Source organism: Micrococcales bacterium (assembly GCA_016703125.1).
GTDB lineage: Bacteria > Actinomycetota > Actinomycetes > S36-B12 > UBA10799 > JADKAV01.
The window spans coordinates 179868-198736 of record JADJCR010000008.1 but is presented as its reverse complement, the minus strand read 5'-3'; the positions used below and the strand labels follow the sequence as shown (position 1 = coordinate 198736).

The following is an 18869-nucleotide window of genomic DNA, read 5'->3' as shown; positions in this document are numbered from 1 at the left end:
TACGCTGATCGCGTGGGCACTCGGCGGGGATGGCAGGTCGGGTTCGCCGCCGCCCTGCTCGTTCAGTTCTGGGCCCTGTACGTGCCGCGCCCGCCATCGGTCGACACCGGTCTGCCGCTGGACAAAGTCGCGCACTTCGCACTCTTCGCCGTGGTCACCTGGCTCGCGATGCGGGCCGGAGTCAGCTCCCGCTGGACGGTCGGACTCATGCTGGCGCAGGCGGTGCTCAGCGAGACGGTGCAACAACTCTGGCTGTCCCAGCGCGGCGGGGACGTCCTGGACCTCGCCGCGGACGTGGTGGGCATCGCCGCCGGGTGGTGGCTCGCGCGACGCGAATTGCAGCCCGCCGACTACTGACCGCGCATCCGTCGCATCTCGTTGGCGATCTCCTGCTCCGACGGGTGGCGGCTCTGCGGGCCGAACGTGCCCCACAGGATGAACAGCGCCGCCACGCCCATCCCGAACATCGCCCACGCCGGCCAGAAGTACCCGCCGCCGGACAACGCCCAGATCGCAGTGAGCAGGATCGACACGATCGCGAAGATCCCGACCGTGCTGATCGCGTTGCGCTTGTCCTTGATGCGCTTGACCGCGGCCCTGCGCAGCTCCTCGTCGCTACTCATACGCCGAGGCTAGTCCGGTGCCGCCGGTGATGACTAGCGCACTCGCCAAGCACGCAAGGTCATGCCGGCGTCGCGCAGCCGCTCCACGAGCGCATCGCCCATCGCGCTCGCCGGCGTCAGCACCCCAGCCGGTCCTTCGGTGGTCGCAAGGCACAGGCCCGCCTCGGACAGCATGCGCGAAGTGGCCGCGTACCCGGGATCGCCCTTGCCGATCACCTCGGCGGCGTACACCTCACCGTCGCCGGGGGTGCTGCGGAACTCGACGCGGAACCCGCCCTTCTCCCGGGCTTCCGGACCCGGTCCCTCACCGGGGTCGGGGAGGAATCGGGAGATCACCGCACGGGCAGGGCCGATGGACAGCGCGGCCATGCCACCGGTCGACGCCGCCGCCAGCGCGGTCGCCCGCGCGCGCCCCCCGAGCCCCGGCCCGGTCGCGACGACCTCCTTGTACGTGAAGTCGCGGCCGTACCGATGACCGAGCAGCAGGTTGGACCGGCGCACCACGCGGGTGTTGATCGCCGCCATCACGAACGGACCGGTCCACGAGTCGAGCACGGGCTCGTAGCGCACCCAGATCTGATCCCCGGCGTCGGGGCCGCTCTCACCCGGGGTCAGTGCGTACGGGTCCTCCATCACCCGCCGCAGCGACGGGTCCGCCTTGGCCGCCTCCATCTGCCCGATCCCGCTGGCGATGGTGCCCCCGCTGAAGCCGCCACTGGCCCACCGCACCGCCATGACCGTCTCCCCCAAGGGACCGCCCACCGCCTCCTGTAGCAGGTACACGCCGAGGTCGGAGGGGATCGAGTCGAACCCGCTGGCATGCACGATGCGGGCACCGGACTTCTTGGCCACAGCGTCGTACCGGTCGATGCTCTCCCGCATGAACAACACCTCGCCGGCCAGGTCGGCGTAGTGGGTGCCGGCCTTCGCGCAGGCTTCCACCAGCGGCAGGCCGTACCGCCAGTAGGGCCCGACGGTGGTGACGATCGCGGTGGTGGAATCGGCCACCTTCTGCAGGGCCTTGGGGTCCGCGGCATCGGCGACGAGAAGGGGCCAGTCGACGCCGATCTCGTCGCGCACCGATTCCAGCTTCCACTGCGAACGCCCGGCCAGGGCGATCCGCTCCGGGCCATCCCGGCTGGCGAGGTACTCGGCCACGAGCCGGCCGGTGAAACCGGTGGCGCCGTACACAACGAGGTCGTAGTCGCGCATGGCCCTACGGTACGGGGCGGGCCAACACGTAATCGGACTCGACCGACGGTCCGACGCGGAACGTGCGCTCCCCGACGATTCTGAACCCGGACTTCTCGTAGAACCGCAACGCACGGGCGTTGTCCATGTTCGTGCCCAGCCACAGCCAGTCGTGGCCGGCCTGCGCGGCGAGCTCGAGGCTCATGCGCATGAGGCTGGCGGCCACACCCTGCCCGTGCTGGTCGGCGTCCACGTAGATCCGCCGTAACTCAGCGGGGTTGCGCCAGTCGTGGTCGATGGGCGGCGGCTCGGTGGCGATCATCGCGTAGCCGCACACCTCGCCGTCCCCGGCGTCGACGACCAGGAAGGCGGCGGTGGCCATCTGCTCGCGGAAGCGCTCCACGTTGAGTTCACCGCGGATGTGCGCCTCGATGTTCTCCTGCGTGGTCGTCGGCGGGCAGGCCAGCGGGAAGGTCCGCGCAGCCAGCCGGGCGATGGCCTCCGCGTCGTCGGGCGTGGCGAGGCGGGGCATGGGTCAAGCCTACGGAGGCTGGGTCAGCCCGGCCCGGCCCCGTCGCCAGCCCCAGGACCGGATCGGCACCGAGGCCGTACCGGTTGTGCACCTGCACCTGATAGCAGTGCGGGACCAGCCCGGGGTGACTCCCCTTCCACCACCCACGCGCCGCACGGACCCGCGCCGAGCTCAGCAACGGCGCCGCGACGTCGCCCTCGCACCGGCTCTGCTCGTAGACCCCGACGGTCACGTAAGTGCCCGGTCGCAGCCCTGCCGGAACCCGCCACGTGATGCGCACCGGATCGCCGGAGCGGAACCTCACGTCGAGCATTTGCGGTGGCTTCGGCTCTCGCAGGCAGTACTGGCGCCGTGGTTGCCGCGGCGAGCCGCCGTACAGGTGGACCGCGCCGCGGCGGTCGTCCGTGGCCAGCCAGGCGCAGTCGTACAGCCACGACTCCGGTGGCTTGGGGCAGAACGTGAGCAGGGGGGTGGACATCAACCGGCAGTTGTCGGACTGCACATGACCCAGGCCCAGGACGTGACCGAATTCGTGTGCCAGCACCTGCGCTGCGAAGACCCGCAGGCCCGGCCGCAGGGGTTTGAACATCAGCCGGTTGACCTTCACGAACGCCCCGGGCCGCTGCCCGATCGTGGCCAGGCCCGCAGCATTGCCCAGACCGCCGTAGCCGATGATCACCTGGGCCCGCGCCCGCTCGACCTTCCGGAAGCGGATCCGCGCACCGGAGGTGTTCCACGTGCGGACGGCTTTGCGGATGCTCCAGTTCCAGGATTTCGGCAGGGTGTCGTGGTAGCGGATGGTGTTCCCGGGCCAGCGGGGACCGGGCGCCTGGTAGGCGGTGGCCGGCGCCGCCGGCAGAGTCACCGCAGCGACCAGCCCGACCACCATCAGCCAGCGACGCACGCCTCGAGGGTACGCGGGCCCAACGTCCATCCGCGACCGTGCGACGCCTACCCGAGGAACGTGGCCAGCAGCTGATCGGCGGCCACCGCCGGTGGCAGCTCGCCGGCGAGCACCGAAGCCTCCACCTGCGCCAGCCGCGCGGCGACTTTGGGCGAATCGCGGAACTGGTCGAGCAACCGGTCGCCGATCAGCGACCACATCCACCCGATCTGCTGGCGCTGGCGGCGGGCATCCCGCTCGCCCGTCGACGCGAGTCGCTCCCGGTGCGCCTCGATCTGGGCCCAGATCTCGGGCAGCCCGTCGTTGGTCAGCGCCGAACACGTGAGCACCGGTGGCGTCCAGTTCGGCGACGCCGGGGTCATGAGGTGGACGGCCCGTCGGTAGTCCAGTGCCGCCATCCGCGCACGCTTCACGTTGTCCCCGTCGGCCTTGTTCACCGCGATCAGGTCGGCGAGTTCCAGCACGCCGCGCTTGATGCCCTGCAGTTCGTCACCAGCCCCTGCCAGCATGAGCACGACGAAGATGTCGACCATCTCCGAGACCGTGGTCTCGCTCTGCCCCACCCCGACGGTCTCGACGAGTACCACGTCGAAACCGGCCGCCTCGCACAACAGGATCGACTCGCGGGTGGCACGGGCCACCCCGCCCAGCGAACCGCTGGCAGGGGAGGGCCGGATGAACGCGTTCGGGTCGGTGGACAGCCGCTCCATGCGGGTCTTGTCGCCGAGGATCGCACCGCCGGTGCGCGAGCTGCTGGGGTCCACGGCGAGCACCGCGACGCGGTGACCCGCAGCCGTCAGGTTGGTGCCGAACTGGTCGATGAACGTTGACTTGCCGACCCCCGGCACACCGGTCAAACCCACCCGGTCGGCGGCGCCGGTGTCCGGCATGAGCGTGGTCAGCAGTTCTGAGGCCGCCTCCCGGTGTGCGGGCTTGCGGCTCTCGACCAGCGTGATGGCCCGCGCCAGCCACATCGTGTCGCCGCCGCGCACGAGATCCGCAAGCTCGGCCGTCGCCGGCAGCGGCTGCTTCATGAATTCAGCTGCTCCAGCAACCCTTCCGCAGCCTCGGCGATGACGGTGCCGGGCGGGAAGATCGCCGCGGCACCGGCGTCGCGCAGCGCGTCGAAGTCCTGCGGAGGGATGACCCCGCCGACCACCACGAGGATGTCCGGGCGGCCGAGCTCGGCGAGTGACTGCTTCAACTGCGGCACCAGCGTGAGGTGGCCGGCAGCCAGTGATGAGGCGCCCACGATGTCCACGTCGTTCTCGACGGCCTGCCGCGCGACCTCCTCGGGGGTCTGGAACAGCGGGCCGATGTCGACGACGAACCCGAGGTCGGCGAACGACGAGGCGATCACCTTCTGGCCGCGGTCGTGGCCGTCCTGACCCATCTTCGCGATGAGGATGCGCGGGCGCCTGCCCTCCCGCGGCTCGAACGCGGCGATGCTGTGCGCGACGGTGTCGACCTGCGCGTTGTGGTCACCCATTTCCTGTCGGTACACCCCGGAGATCGATCGGATGTCGGCTTTGTGCCGACCGTACACATTCTCCAGCGCCAGCGAGATCTCCCCGACGGTGGCGTGCACCCGCGCTGCCTTGACCGACAGGTCGAGCAGGTTGCCCGTGCCCTCGCGGGCGGCCTCCTCCAGCGCGGCCAGCGCGTGCTCGACGGCACCGGTGTCGCGCTCGGCCTTGAGCTTGGCGAGTTTTGCCAACTGACCCGCGCGCACCGCGGCGTTGTCGACCTTCAGCACGTCGATGTCCTCCGGCGCCTGGGGCCGGAACTTGTTGACGCCGATGACCGCCTGCCTGCCGGAGTCGATGCGCGCCTGCGTGCGGGCTGCGGCCTCCTCGATGCGCAGCTTCGGGATCCCGGCTTCGATGGCCTTAGCCATGCCCCCGAGCTCCTCGACCTCTGTGATGTGCGCCCACGCCCTCTCGGCAAGTTGCCGAGTGAGTCGCTCGATGAAGTACGAGCCGCCCCAGGGGTCGATGACCCTCGTCGTGCCGGACTCCTGCTGCAGGAACAACTGCGTGTTGCGGGCGATCCGCGCGGAGAAGTCGGTGGGCAGCGCGAGCGCCTCGTCCAGGGCGTTGGTGTGCAGGCTCTGCGTGTGCCCCTGCGTGGCGGCCATCGCCTCGATGCAGGTCCGCACGACGTTGTTGAACACGTCCTGCGCGGTGAGGCTCCAGCCGGAGGTCTGCGAGTGGGTGCGCAGCGATTGCGACTTGGCGTTCTGCGGGTCGAACTGCTTTACCAGTTTGCTCCAGAGCAGCCGGGCCGCGCGCAGCTTCGCGATCTCCATGTAGAAGTTCATCCCGATCGCCCAGAAGAACGACAGCCGCGGGGCGAAGGCGTCGACGTCCAGCCCCGCCGCCATGCCCGCACGGATGTACTCGACTCCGTCAGCCAGGGTGTAGGCCAGCTCCAGATCGGCCGTCGCCCCGGCCTCCTGCATGTGGTAGCCGGAGATCGAGATGGAGTTGAACCGCGGCATGTTCTGCGAGGCGTACGCGAAGATGTCCGAGATGATCCGCATCGACGGCCCCGGCGGGTAGATGTAGGTGTTGCGGACCATGAACTCCTTGAGGATGTCGTTCTGGATCGTCCCAGTGAGTTTCTCCGCCGGCACGCCCTGTTCCTCGGCGGCCACGATGTACAGCGCCATGACCGGCAGCACGGCACCGTTCATCGTCATCGAGACGCTCATCTTGTCCAGCGGGATGCCGTCGAACAGCACCCGCATGTCGAGGATCGAATCGATCGCGACACCGGCCATCCCGACGTCGCCCTGCACCCGCGGGTGGTCGGAGTCGTAGCCGCGGTGGGTGGCGAGATCGAACGCGATGCTCAGGCCCTTCTGGCCCTGCGCGAGGTTGCGCCGGTAGAACGCGTTGGAGTCCTCCGCGGTGGAGAACCCGGCGTACTGCCGGATCGTCCACGGCTGGTTGACGTACATCGTCGAGTAGGGCCCGCGCAGGTACGGCGGCAGGCCCGGGTAGGTGTGCAGGTGGTCGAGGCCCACGAGGTCCTCCGCGCTGTACAACGGCGCGACGTCGATGCCCTCGGGTGTCTGCCACACCAACTTGTCCGGCTGCGAACCGGTGGCCTGCGCAACGGCCTGCTCCCAGGCCTGCCGGTCCGGGTGGGGCGTGCGGGGCGGGAGTGGGATCTGCGTGAAGTCGGTCATCGTGCGGCCTCCGCCCGGGTGAGGATGTCGAGAGCGTCGACGCCGAGGTGGATGTACTCATCAACCCCCGCGTAGTCGCCCTTGCCTGCCAGATACACACGTTTCGCGCCTGCCTGCTTCAGCGCCGACGCAGCGGCCTCAGCAAGGTCGGCGTAGACCTCGTCGGAGGAGCAGATGCACGCGATGTCCGCGCCCGACCCCCGGAAAGCCTCAGCGACCGACTGCGCGTCGCCGTGCCCGTCGTCGGAGACCGCCGTGATGCCCCCAGCGGCGAAGAGGTTCGCGGCGAACGTGGCCCGGGCGGTGTGCACGGCGATCGGGCCGAGGTTGGCCAGGAACACCGTGGCGTCCCCGGCGTTGGCCCGCAGGTCCTCGTAGGGCTGGGCGAGGCGGCGGCGCTGCCACGGCGTGGCCTGGTGCACGTGGCCGGGTACCGGCACCGCGGGGCGAGCGTCCGGGGCCGGCGCCGGCATCGGTTCCGGTCGTTGCTCGCCGAGTTGCGGGAACTCGCTTACTCCGGTGATTGGTCGCTTGCGAGTGGCGATGTCCTTGTCGCGGCGCGCAGCCACCACCGCGATGTCGGTGCCGATCTCGTCGGCGGCGTCCAGGGCCGTCGGCGGCCTCGATCCGCTGGAAGAACTTCCAGGCGGCTGCGGCGAGGTCGTCGGTGAAGGATTCGATGTAAGAACTGCCGCCCGCCGGGTCGAGCACGCGCCCGATGCCGGACTCGTCCTGCAGCAGCAGCTGCGTGTTGCGGGCCAATCGCCGGCCGAGGCCGCCGGGCAGCCCCGATGCGGAGTCGAACGGGGCGATGGTCACCGATTCCGCGCCGCCCACCACCGCGCCCAGCGTGGCAGCGGTCCCGCGCAGGATGTTGACCCACGGATCGACCTCGGTCAGCCAGCGGTCGGCGGACACGGCCTCGATGCCAGTGTTGTCCAGCGGCTGGCCCATGTGCTCCAGGACAGTGGCCCAGCAGTGCCGCAGCGCACGCAGTTTGGCCACTGTGGCGAACACGTCGACGTCGGCGGTGACCTCCAGGGTGATGCGCGAAGCGGGGTTGTCCACCCCGGCATCGATGAGCGCACGCAGGTACAGCAGCGCGACCGACAGCATGTAGCCGATCTCCTGCGCCTCGCTGGCGCCGGCATCGGAGGCCGGTGCGCCGGAGGCCCGGAACGTGCGCAGCCGTGGCGTGTTCGCAACGTCCAGGCCGGCGGCCATGAGCGCGTCCATCGCCACCTCGCCGTCGGTCACCAGGGTGCCGACCGGATCGATGCCCAGGCACCCGGAAGGTTCGGCGCCGTGCACCCCTCGCTCAGCCAGCAACTCCCGGTACCAACCCGCGACGACCGCGGCGTGGGCACCGGCCCGCAGGCTCACGGGCGCCGCGTCCAGCACCACCCCGTCGAGCACCCGCGCCAGGTCCTGCGGCGAGCGGATGCTGATCCCGGAGCCGCCTCCGAGGTCCAGTTGCAGGTCCACGCTGGTCGCACCGTTGGCCAGGTCCTCGAGGATCTGCGCGTTGGCCACGGCCGGGTCCGGGTGGGTCACGCGGGAGCGGATGTCCCATTGGCCGTCGGTGCGGGGTGCTGGTTGGGCACCGCGGGTCAGCGGGTCGGAGCCGGGGAAGCCGGACTCGTCGTGCGTGGTCGCCACGTCGTCGGCGGTGTAGAGCGGTTCGATCCGCACGTCGTCCAGGGTCGTACTCACCAGGACAAGGTCGAAGTCCTTGCCCTTGAGCACCTTGTCGACTGCGGCGAGCCACTGCTCGCGGGTGGGGCTGTAATCCGACGCCAGATCCAGGTTCTCGGTCACCCTTCGAGGATAGTCCCGCGGCCGGCCCCACCCGCCTGCGGTGATGCGCGCGGCAACTGCCCGTAACCCACTGGCCTCCTCGGGCGCCACCCGTCCCTGCGGGCGTAGCCTGGAAGCGTCCGTTGGAGGCGACATGAACGCCCGATCCACCACCCGTCTGACGGCCTCGCTGGTCCTCGCGACCGGCCTGCTTGCCGCCCCCGCCGTTGCCGCCCCGGCGGCCGGTCCACCCCCGGCCTCGGCCGTCGCCGCGAAGCACAAGTTGCCCGACCGGTGCTGGCCGTCGTACAAGCACGATCTGCAGCGACTCCAACGCCGGATGGAGGTACAACTTCCGCACTACGACAACCACTACACAAGCGTGAGCGCGCAGTTGGACAACATGGTCGAGGTCTTGTCCAGCGGCGCAACGGACGTCCTTCCCCAGATGGAGGAGGGCGCGGCGCGGTACCGCGAGACGCTGCTGCCGATCATCGCCGACGATCGTGACTCAGTGAACAAACTCGTCGACCAGGTGCAGAAGCAGAACAAGGGCTGCTTCAAGGGCAAGCGGCAGGACAAGTTCCTTGCCGGCATGAAGACCGTACGAGCGGCATACCGCGATCTGTTCCGCGCCTACGAGAAGGTCCTCGGCGCTGCCGGCTACCTGACGACGGCACAGACGGCCAAGGCGCAGGAGAAGTTGAATGACGCCCAACTCGAGGCTGCCACCGTCGAGGACATGTTCAACGGGGGCATCAAGCAGTTGCGCGCCTTGTGGTGATCCATGGCTGCTGATGTGACCACCCGGACCGACGCCGGCAGCCAGGTCCCAGGCATCGCGGGGCTGGTCCTGGCGACGGCAGTGTGGGGTTCGACCTTCCTCGTCACCAAGGACTCGCTGGACACGTTGTCGGCCGCGAATCTGCTCTTCTGGCGGTTCGGGGTGGCAGCCGTGGTGCTGCTGGCCGTCGCTCCCCGGCGATGGTTGGGTCTCACGCGGGCCGAACGGCGACGGGGTTTGCTGCTCGGGCTGTTCCTCGGCACCGGTTTCCTGGCCCAGACCGAGGGCCTGCGCCATACCTCAGCGGCGGTCTCCGGGTTCCTCACCGGCCTCATGGTGGTCTTCACGCCATTGGTGGCCGCGGCCTTGTTCAAGGAGCAGATCACCCGTCGGGGGTGGCTGGCGGTCGCGGTGGCCACCGCGGGACTGGCGCTGATCTCACTGAACGGTTTCAGCCTCAGCCCCGGCGCGGCCATCACTGTCCTGGGCGCGCTGCTGTTCTCGCTGCAGATCGCGAGTCTTTCTCGCTGGGCCACGCGGGAGAACAGTTACGGCCTCACGGCGGTGTCCGTGGCCGTCACGGCTGCGGTGTGCCTGGTCGCGGCCGTCGCGGGTCAGGGTGTCGCCGTGCCGACCCGGACCGACGAGTGGGTCACGATCCTCTACCTGGCGCTCGGTGCCACCTGCCTGGGTCTCGTGCTGCAGGCGTGGAGTCAGTCGCACCTCACCGCGACCACCGCCGCGGTGATCATGACGCTGGAACCCGCCTTCGCCGCAGTCATCGCCGTGGGGATCGGCGGCGAGGAACTGAGCCCACGCATGTGGTTGGGTGCTGGCGCCATCCTCTCGGCCATGTTCATCGCCGAACTCGGCCCGCGGCAGTGCTGCGATTCCCAGATACCGAGGGTGGCAGCTCTGTAGTGCGGTCCTTCACCGCCAGGTTGGAGGACTCACGCGTGTCTGCTCCAACCTCGTGAAACTCCAAGTCGTCAAGCCCAGTGACGGCGGCGGGCGACGGTGAGACAGTGGGCCGGTGACCGAAACCGACCGTGACGTCCTGCTGGACCTCGCCGCCGCACGGGCCAAGGCCTACCTCGACGGCCTCCCCGAACGCCGCGTGCCCCCGGCGAGCAGCACCGACGACCTCACCGGCTCCTTCGCCGGCCCCACTCCCACGGGTGACGATCCGCGATCCGTCATCGAATCCCTTTGCGACAAGGTGGAACCGGGCCTGACCGCCATGTCCTCCCCCCGCTTCTTCGGGTTCGTCATCGGGGGCACCTACCCCGTGGCCCTGGCCGCCGACTGGCTCACGTCGGCCTGGGACCAGAACGCCGGGCTGCGCGAGGTCACCCCCGCTCACAGCGCGGCGCGGGAGGCGGTACAGGGCTGGTTCACCGACCTGCTCGGCCTTCCGCAGGGCACAACCATGGGCACTGTCACCGGTGGGCTGATGGCGAACTTCACAGGGCTGGCCGCGGCCCGCCACGCCGTCCTGTCACGGGCGGGCTGGGACGTCGAGGCCCGCGGCCTGCAGGGTGCGCCGCTGGTCAGGGTGCTGGTGGGGGCAGAGCGGCACGACACCGTCGACCTGGCGCTGCGCTACCTGGGCCTCGGCGCCCCGGAGCCGGTGGCCGCGGACGACCAGGGCCGCATCGACGTGGACGCGCTGGCCCGCGCGCTGTCCGACGGACCCACGATCGTCGCGCTGCAGGCAGGCAACGTTCACTCCGGCGCCTTTGACGACTTCGCCGCCGCGATCCCGCTGGCACACGAGCACGGCGCCTGGGTGCACATCGACGGTGCGTTCGGGCTCTGGGCCGCGGCGTCACCGCGCACCCGGCACCTCGTCGCCGGTCTGGAAGACGCGGACTCGTGGGCGACGGACGCGCACAAGACCCTCAACGTGCCGTACGACTCGGGACTGGCCTTCGTCGCCGACAGCACGGCCCACCGCGCGGCGCTCGGTATCCACGCGCCCTATTTGCTGCACAGCAAGGGCGCTCCGGAACCGATGGAACTCGGCCCCGAGTTCTCCCAGCGCGCCCGGGCCTTCGTGCTCTGGGCGACGCTGCAGTACTTGGGTCGCGACGGGGTGGCAGCGCTCGTCGACGGACTGGTCGAGCACGCCCATAGCTTCGCCGAGGGCGTGCGCGAGCTCGGCGGGCAGGTGTTGAACGACGTGGTGTTCACCCAGGTCTGCACCGCGTGGGGCGACGACGCGATGACGGCGGCGGTGGAGCAGAACCTCATGGCCGAGGGTGCGGCGTGGATGACCGGTTCAACGTGGCAGGGCCGCAAGGTGCTGCGCATCGCCGTGAGCAACCAGGCGACCAACGCCCACGACGTTCAGGAAGCGCTGGCGGCGCTGGAGCGGGCGTATGCCGCCGCCCGGGCGAACGGGTGACGGCACAGCCGGAAGGCCACCCACGGACGTAGACTGGAGGCGGCGGGAGCACCCCGTCAGTGCCCCGCCGGATGCGTTCGGAGGTGGGGACGATGTACGCGAAATCCCTGGCTGTCGCGGTGTGCGGCTTGGCGCTCATGGCTCCCGGCCCGGCAGCCGCCGACGCCGTACCGGTCGACCCGGCGACGGGCAAGATCGCCGGATTCACCTACGGCGAGGACGAGTCCAACAGCTACGTCAGTTGGTCCGGCGGCTTCCTGTGGACCTGGTTCTTCTCCTCCCAGCACATAGGCGTGGGCCCGTCACCTCGGGCCGGTGTGCCGTTCTACCTGCACGCCCACACCTCCGTGATCGCACCGCACGACGTGACCGGCAACGTGCTGCTGACCGTGGACCAGGACGCCGGCGGGTTGCCCCTGCGCTACGCCCCGAGCGCGTCGATGCCGCTGCGCTGCAGCCGCAGCCAGTTCGACCCCGTGCAGTCGGTGACCGCGATCGAGTGCCCCACCGTGACGCAGGAGAGCGGTCAGTTCGTGGTGAGCAAACTGGAGCCGTTGGTCCCCGGCTTCGCTGTGGACATCGAGATCCCTGTCGTGGCGGACAGCCCCACCTCGAGTACTGCTGCCATGACCGCCATGTGGGCGACCATGGATGTCACTCTGTCGAACAACAACGTGTTGGCGACCGTGCCGGTGACCGTTGGCGCAGCTCCGACCCCGCCGGTCACTCAACCGGTGATCAAGCCGCTGCCCAAGAAGTTGCGGAAGTTCACGAAGGTCCGCTCGCTGACACCCAAGGTCTGCAAAGGTGCAGAAGCGCAAGGTCGTCGTGCTGAAGTCCGGCGTGTGCAAGCTCAAGGGCGGCAAGGTCGTCGTGAAGAAGCGCTACTGACAGGCCCGGCTGCCACTGCCGGTCTTGGGCCGCGCAAACGGCGTTGGGTGGGGCTCGTGCAGTTGGTTGACACTCGTCGCGCGCTGAACGTCAACCAACGGCCGAAGCCAGCCACTCCACGATCCCCGCGTGGAAACGGCCCTGGGCGGCGTCGAAGCCGTCGGCCAGCAGGCTGCGGCCCTGAGCGTACCGCCTGCCGGTCGCACCCCATTCATCCTCCACCCAGCGTGTGAAGAAGTACTCCTCGCGCTCGGCGTCGGAATGGCGGGGCGGCTCACCGGCCACCTTCAGCATCGCAGCGGTGAGCTCGTCGACTCCCTCGCCGGTCCGCGCGGAGGTGCGGAAGATGGCCGGCAGTTCCTCGTCGAACGGCCGGGCCAGCGACAACGATGACCGCAGTTGGTAGTACGACTGGTTGGCCGCCGGGTCGTCGCATTTGTTGAGGATGAAGGAGTCGGGGATCTCGATGATCCCGGCTTTGAGGAACTGGATCTCGTCACCGCCGAGCGGCTGCAGCACCAGGTAGACGTGGTCGGCGAGATAGCGGATGTCGAGTTCGCTCTGCCCGATGCCCACCGTTTCCACAATCACGACGTCGAACAGGCGCTTGAGCAACCGCGACACCTGGAACGTCGTCGGCGCCAGACCCCCGAGCTCGGCGGCGTTGGACTGGCTGCGGAAGAACGCGCGGGTCTCGCCGGTCGCGAAGCGGGTGCGTGTGCGGTCCCCGAGCAACGCCCCGCCGGAGACGTGGCTGGCCGGATCGACCGCCAGCACCGCGACGGACAGGTCCGACTCGGCGAGCATCGCCGGCACCAGCCGCGCCACCAGACTGCTCTTGCCCGCACCCGGCGTGCCAGTGATCCCGATCACCGTCGATGCGCCGGGACCCAGCAGGTCGAGGACCTCCGCGCGCTGAGCCGCCGCCGACGGCCGGGTGTCCTCAAAGACCGCGACCAGTTGGGAGACCGCGTGCTTGTTGAGCTCCCGGGCCCGGGAGACGGTCCCGGCCAGCGTCATCGCGCCTCGAGGATCTCGACGATCGACTCCATGATGTCCATGAGTTCGTAGTCCGCCGGCGTGAAGACCTTCTTGATCCCCATCGACTCCAGGTCCCGCGCGTCGGCCGGCGGGATGATGCCGCCGACCACCACGGAGATGTCCTCGTCGGCGCCCTGCTCGCGCAGGCCGTCGAGGATCTGCTTGGCCAGGTCGATGTGCGAGCCGGACAGCACCGAGGCGCCGATCACGTCGGCGCCCTCCTCCACCGCCGACTGCACGATCTCATCGGGGCTCAACCGGATGCCGGAGTAGATGACATCGAAGCCCACATGGCGTGCCGACACTGCGATTACCTCGGCGCCGTTCGAGTGGCCGTCGAGGCCCGGCTTGCCGACCACGATGCGGGGGCGATGGCCCATCTGCTCGGCGAGGGTGTTGATCCGCCCGCGCAGCATGTCCACGCGGTCGCCGGTCAGGCCGAGCTGCTGGCCCTCGATTCCGGTGGCGGGGCGGTACTCGCCGAACACCTCACGCAGAGCGCCGGCCCATTCGCCGGTGGTCACGCGTGCCAGCGCGCACTCGATGCTGGGCTCCATGAGGTTGCTGCCGTCACGGGCGGCCTGCTTCAGCGCGTCGATCGCGGCCTGCGCACGAGCGGAATCGCGGGTGGCGCGGGTCTTCTCCAGCGACGCGATGATCTCCTCGGCGGCCTTCTCGTCGACCTTGAAGATCCCGCCGTCGTCGCCGGCGGTCAGTGGCGAAGGCAGCCCCTCGGTCCACTTGTTCAAGCCCACGACGATCTGCTCGCCGGCATTGATCCGGCTCATCCGCTCGCTCATGGAACGGACCAGCGCGGTCTTCATGTAGCCGGACTCGATGGCCGGGATGACCCCGCCCATGCCCAGGATCGTCTCGATCTCGGCGGTGGCCTCGTCCATCAGCGCCTGCACCTTGGCCTGCACGACGGGCGAGCCGTCGAACAGGTCCGGGTACTCCAGCAGATCGGTCTCATACGCGAGGATCTGCTGCAGGCGCAGGCTCCACTGCTGATCCCACGGCCGCGGCAGCGACATCGCCTCGTTCCACGCCGGCAGCTGCAGGGCGCGGCAGCGGGCGTTGCGGCTCAGCGTCACGCCGAGGGACTCCAGGATGATCCGCCAGGCGTTGTTCTCCGGCTGCGCCTCGGTCAGGCCCAGGCTGTTGACCTGCACTCCGTAGCGGAAACGGCGGTACTTCTCGTTCTTCACCCCGAAGCGGTCGGCGGTGTAGGAGTCCCACAGTTCACCGAACGCGCGCATCTTGCTCATCTCCTCGATGAACCGGATGCCGGCGTTGACGAAGAAGGAGATCCGGCCGACGGCGCGCTCGAACTGCTCGTCGTCGAAGTGCCCGCGCTCCTTGAGCAGGTCCAGCAGGCTGATCGCGTTGGCCAACGCGAAGGCAAGCTCCTGCACCGGCGTGGCACCGGCCTCCTGCAGGTGGTAACTGCAGATGTTGGACGCGTTCCACTTCGGGATCGCCTCCAGGCAGTACTCGTACATCTCCGCGATGAGGCGCATGGAGGCCTGCGGCGGGTAGATGTACGTCCCGCGTGCGAGGTACTCCTTGATGAGGTCGTTCTGGGTGGTGCCCTGCAGTTTCGACTCGTCCTCGCCGCGCTCGCGGGCAAGCGCCACATACAGCGCCAGCAGCCACATCGCGGTGCCGTTGATGGTCATCGACGTGTTCATCTTCTCCAGCGGGATGCCGTCGAAGAGCGCGTGGAAGTCGTCGAGGGAGTTGATCGGCACGCCGACCTTGCCGACCTCCGGGCGCGCGATGGGGTCGTCAGGGTCGTACCCGCACTGCGTGGGCGGTTCGGACGCGATACTCAGAGCGGTCTGCCCCTTCTCCAGGTTGGAGCGGTACAACTCGTTGGAGGCTTTGGCGCTGGAGTGGCCCGCGTAGGTGCGGATGATCCAGGGCGGTCACGCTCGGGCAGGGTGGCTGGCGTACTCATGCTTCATTATCCGCACGGCCGGTTGGGCGCGGGTGGCGGTAGGGGTGAACCGTTCAGCCGAACGGCAGCCGCTCGTCCACGGTGGTGCTCACCCGGCCGGCGGCGCGCCACGCCCGGGCAGTGGTGTCGAGATCCTCGTCGGTGACCAGGTTCGCCATCACCCGGAAGGCCACCTTCATCAGCGTCGCCGACCGCATACCGACCGGACCGAGGGTCGGGAGCAGGTGCGGCACGGTCAACAGGCCCGCGAGTCGGCGGGCGATGGAGAAGGCCGACCCGTAGTGCTCACGCAAGACCGCCGGCCACGCAGCCTCGTAATCGGCCTCGGCGAGCATCTGCGCGGCCAGGCGCCCGGTCTCCAGTCCGTAGTCGATGCCCTCACCATTGAGCGGGTTCACACACCCCGCCGCATCGCCGACCAGCATCCAGTTGGGTCCGGCCACGCCGCTGACGGCGCCGCCCATCGGAAGCAGGGCCGACTTCGCCGCCCGGATGTCCCCGCTCACGTCCCACTCGTCGCGGACCTGGTCGGCATATACCTGCGTGAGGTTGCGCAGGTTGACGTCTGCCGGCCGGCGGTCGGTGGCCAGCGTGCCGACCCCCAGGTTGACCTCCCCGTTGCCCAGCGGGAAGACCCAGCCGTAGCCCGACAGGATCTTGCCGTCCCCGTCGCGCAATTCCAGATGTGAGGTGATCCACGGATCGTCGCTGCGGCCGCTCTTCACATAACTGCGCGCCGCGACCCCGTACGCCGTGTCCTTGTGCCATTCCCGGCCGAGGATGCGGCTCAACTGGGAGCGCGCCCCGTCGGCGATGATCAGCCGCCGGCACGCCACCTCCCGGCGCTCCCGACCCACGGTGAAGACAACGCCGGTAACCCGCGTCCCGGACCGCACGACGTCCACGGCGCGGTGGCCCTCGAGGGGTCGGGCACCGGAGTCGAGGGCGGCCTGCCGGATCGCCGCATCCAGCACGGTGCGGGGGACGGCCGAGCCGTACTTGGGGAAGGACCCATCCGGCCAGGGCAGGTAGAGCGTCTGGCCGAAGCCGTGGGTGCGCAGGCCCCAGTTGCGCACCCGCCCGTCCAACCATGGCGTCAGTCCCAACCGGTCCAGCTCGGCCATGGCGCGGGGGGTGAGGCCGTCGCCGCAGGCCTTGTCCCGGGGGAAAACCGCAGCATCGGCGAGGATCACATCAAACCCCAACCGCACTGCCCACGCCGCAGCCGACGAGCCCGCAGGGCCGGCGCCCACGACAAGGACATCGGTCGAGGTGGGGGGAGGGTTCGTCATGGCCCCTCCATTGTCGCGGCTCAGGCCACGAAGGGCATTCGCGGGCTTGGTCAATCCCAGAACGCCAACTCCAGGTGCTGGCGCAGGGACCGGTCCTTGGTGAGCAACGGCAGGTCAGCGGCAACCGCGTGCGCGGCCAGCAGCCGATCGAAGGGATCGCGTGTCCACGTCAGGCCGACCGCCAGGGCGCACAATGGCCCGAAGCCGATCTGCGCGACCGTCAGACCCAGGGTCGATCCGAGGAAACCGAGAACCTCACTGGCCGGCCCAGCCGTACGACCGACCTCGTGCAAGTACGCGAGTTCGAGTTCCACCGCGGGAGACACCACCAGATCATTGGTCTCGATCGCGCTCAAGCCACGCTGACTCAGGTTCGATATCGCATTCGTGTGCAGCCAGACCGCGACGTGCGTGTCGAGCATGATCACGGTCGCCACTCGCCACTCCAGTCGATGTGCACAAGATCCTCTGGGTCACCTTTGATGAAGTCCGGTCGACTGATCAGACGGGCCAGTTTCGACTCCACCGGGGAGCGTTCGATCACGACCGTGTGCCCGTTGCGTTCGATCACCAGCGGCTGACCGGTCTCGATGACCTCATCGATGAGGCGGTAGAGGTTCGCGCGCAGTTCGGTGACGGAGATGCTCACGTACGTATGGTACCGCCATACACGTACGTGTGGACCCGTCCCGGGGCGCACCCGGGACAGATGCCGTTTCTGCGAGGCGTAGCTGGTCCACTCCCGGCCGGCCTGGATGGTCCTCGACGCCGAAGCCGTTGACGATGTTCAGCACACCCGCGGGCAGCAGGTCGGCGGCGAGGTCTATCAGCACATGATCGACGCGGGGGTCTGTTCGGCCGGCTTGAGCACGACGCAGTTGCCGGCGGCCGGCGCTGGTGCGAGCTTCCACACGGCCATCAGGATCGGGAAGTCTCACGGGATGATCTGCCCACCACACCGAGCGGTTCGTGGAAGTGGTAGGCCACGGTGTCGTCGTCGAACTCGTCGAGCATGCCTTCCCGCTCGCGCAGCACGCCGCGATACCCGCGCCACAACTGGGCGCCGACGGGCGGGAAATGGGCCAGTCCGCCCACTTGTGGGCCCGGAATGCCCGTTACATCCCGAAACGCACGGTTTCCACACACCACAACTGGGCGTCAGCACACCGCCCACGCCCACTTGTGGTGTCAAACCTGGGGAAACCGCGGCTGTGTAACCCCGAGCAGGGCCCCTGCCGCCGTTCCAGCATGGTGGTCAGGCCGATCCGCTTGGGCGACGATGCGGGAAGCGCAGTCGCGGGCAGGCCAGCACACCGTCTGATCTCCCCGCCGCCCGGAATACCCCACCCGGGCCCACGGTTGTCCCTGACATGCACCCACGCGTGACGATCCACATGACGGAGGTCCCCAAGGACCTGCCGATGGTCCACGCCTTCTCCGGGTTCGTGGACGCCGGTCACAGCATCCGGCAGGCCGTGTCCCACATGGTCGACACCCTCCCCCACCAGAAGGTGGCGGAACTGAGCATCGACGACATCTACGACTACCGCGCACGCCGGCCGGTCATGACGTTCGACCGCGACCACTTCAGCGACGTCGACATGCCGCGGCTGACCTTGGACCTGTTCTGGGACGGCCACTCGAAGCCGTTCCTCCTGATGCACGGTCCCGAACCCGATCTCGGATGGCAGCAGGTGACCCAGTCCGTCATCGAACTGGCCGAGCACTACAAGGTGGGCAAGACGATCGGCATGCAGGCCATTCCCTGGCCGTCCCCGCACACCCGCGACCTGCTCGTCACTCCGCACGCCAGCGACCCCACCATGATCGAGCCGCGTCCCGGTCCGATCGACCGCGTCGACGTGCCGGGCAGCCTCACCAACCTCATCGAGTTCGCCACCGGCCGTGCGGGCATCCCGGCCCAGGGTTTCGCCGTGCACATCCCCCACTACCTGGTGAACACCGAGTACCCCAGTGGTGCCATCACGATCCTGGACGAAATCGCCAAGGCCGGGCAGCTGGTGATCGACCCGGGCGACCTGCCGCAACTGGCCGCCCGGGTGCGCGAGGAGATAGACGAGTCCATCGCAGCCAGTACGGACAACCAGGAAGTGGTGGCCGCCCTCGAGCAGCAGCACGACGCCGACGTCGCGGACTGGCCCAACCAGTTGCCCAGCGGCGACGAGTTGATGGACCAGATCGAGCGCTTCCTCGCCGGGGAGGGCGAACCGGAGTAGCGAGTGTGTCGCCGTCG

At 69.1% G+C, this 18869-nt stretch carries 17 protein-coding genes and 1 pseudogene; 5 read left to right on the top strand and 13 right to left on the bottom strand.

Annotated elements, in window-relative coordinates; genetic code table 11:
- Positions 1-12 precede the first annotated feature (12 nt).
- Positions 13-357 (top strand): VanZ family protein, encoded by a 345-nt coding sequence (locus tag IPG68_13470; protein MBK6764212.1) that lies wholly within the window; start codon positions 13-15, stop codon positions 355-357.
- Here the strand turns inward: IPG68_13470 and IPG68_13465 are convergent.
- The 7 genes from IPG68_13465 to IPG68_13435 all read right to left on the bottom strand — a co-directional run bounded on the left by IPG68_13465 (position 351) and on the right by IPG68_13435 (position 8261).
- Positions 351-623 carry a 2TM domain-containing protein gene (locus tag IPG68_13465; GenBank protein ID MBK6764211.1) on the bottom strand — a complete coding sequence of 91 codons (273 nt, stop codon included), beginning with the start codon at positions 621-623 and terminating at the stop codon, positions 351-353. The two genes, IPG68_13470 and IPG68_13465, sit on opposite strands and share 7 nt — an antisense overlap.
- Positions 624-656: 33 nt before the next feature.
- Positions 657-1835: a saccharopine dehydrogenase NADP-binding domain-containing protein gene (locus IPG68_13460; GenBank protein MBK6764210.1), complete on the bottom strand. Its 1179-nt coding sequence runs from the start codon at positions 1833-1835 to the stop codon at positions 657-659.
- Positions 1836-1839: 4 nt separating this feature from the next.
- Positions 1840-2346 carry a GNAT family N-acetyltransferase gene (locus IPG68_13455; protein ID MBK6764209.1) on the bottom strand — a complete coding sequence of 169 codons (507 nt, stop codon included), beginning with the start codon at positions 2344-2346 and terminating at the stop codon, positions 1840-1842.
- Between the two features lie 951 nt (positions 2347-3297).
- On the bottom strand, positions 3298-4284 hold the full coding sequence (meaB, locus tag IPG68_13450) for a methylmalonyl Co-A mutase-associated GTPase MeaB (GenBank protein ID MBK6764208.1): 987 nt from the start codon (positions 4282-4284) through the stop codon (positions 3298-3300).
- Positions 4281-6443: a methylmalonyl-CoA mutase gene (gene scpA, locus IPG68_13445; protein MBK6764207.1), complete on the bottom strand. Its 2163-nt coding sequence runs from the start codon at positions 6441-6443 to the stop codon at positions 4281-4283. Before scpA ends, meaB begins: the two co-directional genes overlap by 4 nt.
- The gene (locus IPG68_13440; protein ID MBK6764206.1) at positions 6440-6754 is read right to left on the bottom strand and encodes a hypothetical protein; all 315 of its coding nucleotides are present in this window, start codon (positions 6752-6754) and stop codon (positions 6440-6442) included. The genes scpA and IPG68_13440 overlap by 4 nt, the downstream gene beginning before the upstream one ends.
- A complete protein-coding gene (locus IPG68_13435; protein ID MBK6764205.1) occupies positions 6654-8261 on the bottom strand; it encodes a methylmalonyl-CoA mutase in 1608 nt (535 codons plus the stop codon). The genes IPG68_13440 and IPG68_13435 overlap by 101 nt, the downstream gene beginning before the upstream one ends.
- Before the next feature lie 133 nt (positions 8262-8394).
- Between IPG68_13435 and IPG68_13430 the strand changes: the two genes are divergently transcribed.
- From IPG68_13430 to IPG68_13420, 3 genes are all read left to right on the top strand, one after another.
- The gene (locus IPG68_13430) at positions 8395-9024 is read left to right on the top strand and encodes a hypothetical protein (protein ID MBK6764204.1); all 630 of its coding nucleotides are present in this window, start codon (positions 8395-8397) and stop codon (positions 9022-9024) included.
- Positions 9025-9027: 3 nt separating this feature from the next.
- Positions 9028-9945, top strand: a complete 918-nt coding sequence (locus tag IPG68_13425) for a DMT family transporter (GenBank protein MBK6764203.1) — start codon at positions 9028-9030, stop codon at positions 9943-9945.
- Positions 9946-10081: 136 nt separating this feature from the next.
- Complete coding sequence (locus tag IPG68_13420) at positions 10082-11431, top strand: aspartate aminotransferase family protein (GenBank protein ID MBK6764202.1); 1350 nt, start codon at positions 10082-10084, stop codon at positions 11429-11431.
- Between the two features lie 981 nt (positions 11432-12412).
- On the opposite strand, the gene IPG68_13415 is transcribed toward IPG68_13420, so the two are convergent.
- From IPG68_13415 to IPG68_13390, 6 genes and pseudogenes are all read right to left on the bottom strand, one after another.
- Positions 12413-13342 (bottom strand): protein kinase, encoded by a 930-nt coding sequence (locus IPG68_13415; GenBank protein ID MBK6764201.1) that lies wholly within the window; start codon positions 13340-13342, stop codon positions 12413-12415.
- Complete coding sequence (locus IPG68_13410) at positions 13339-15282, bottom strand: protein meaA (GenBank protein MBK6764200.1); 1944 nt, start codon at positions 15280-15282, stop codon at positions 13339-13341. Before IPG68_13410 ends, IPG68_13415 begins: the two co-directional genes overlap by 4 nt.
- 94 nt (positions 15283-15376) lie before the next feature.
- On the bottom strand, positions 15377-16615 hold the full coding sequence (locus IPG68_13405; protein ID MBK6764199.1) for a geranylgeranyl reductase family protein: 1239 nt from the start codon (positions 16613-16615) through the stop codon (positions 15377-15379).
- 50 nt (positions 16616-16665) lie between these two features.
- Positions 16666-17052: a PIN domain nuclease gene (locus IPG68_13400; protein ID MBK6764198.1), complete on the bottom strand. Its 387-nt coding sequence runs from the start codon at positions 17050-17052 to the stop codon at positions 16666-16668.
- The gene (locus IPG68_13395; protein ID MBK6764197.1) at positions 17040-17264 is read right to left on the bottom strand and encodes a type II toxin-antitoxin system Phd/YefM family antitoxin; all 225 of its coding nucleotides are present in this window, start codon (positions 17262-17264) and stop codon (positions 17040-17042) included. Before IPG68_13395 ends, IPG68_13400 begins: the two co-directional genes overlap by 13 nt.
- Positions 17212-17629: pseudogene (locus IPG68_13390) on the bottom strand (aldehyde dehydrogenase family protein). Before IPG68_13390 ends, IPG68_13395 begins: the two are co-directional and overlap by 53 nt.
- Positions 17630-17997: 368 nt before the next feature.
- Between IPG68_13390 and IPG68_13385 the strand changes: the two are divergent.
- Entirely contained in the window at positions 17998-18852 is an 855-nt protein-coding gene (locus IPG68_13385; protein ID MBK6764196.1) for a PAC2 family protein, read from the top strand.
- Positions 18853-18869 lie beyond the last annotated feature (17 nt).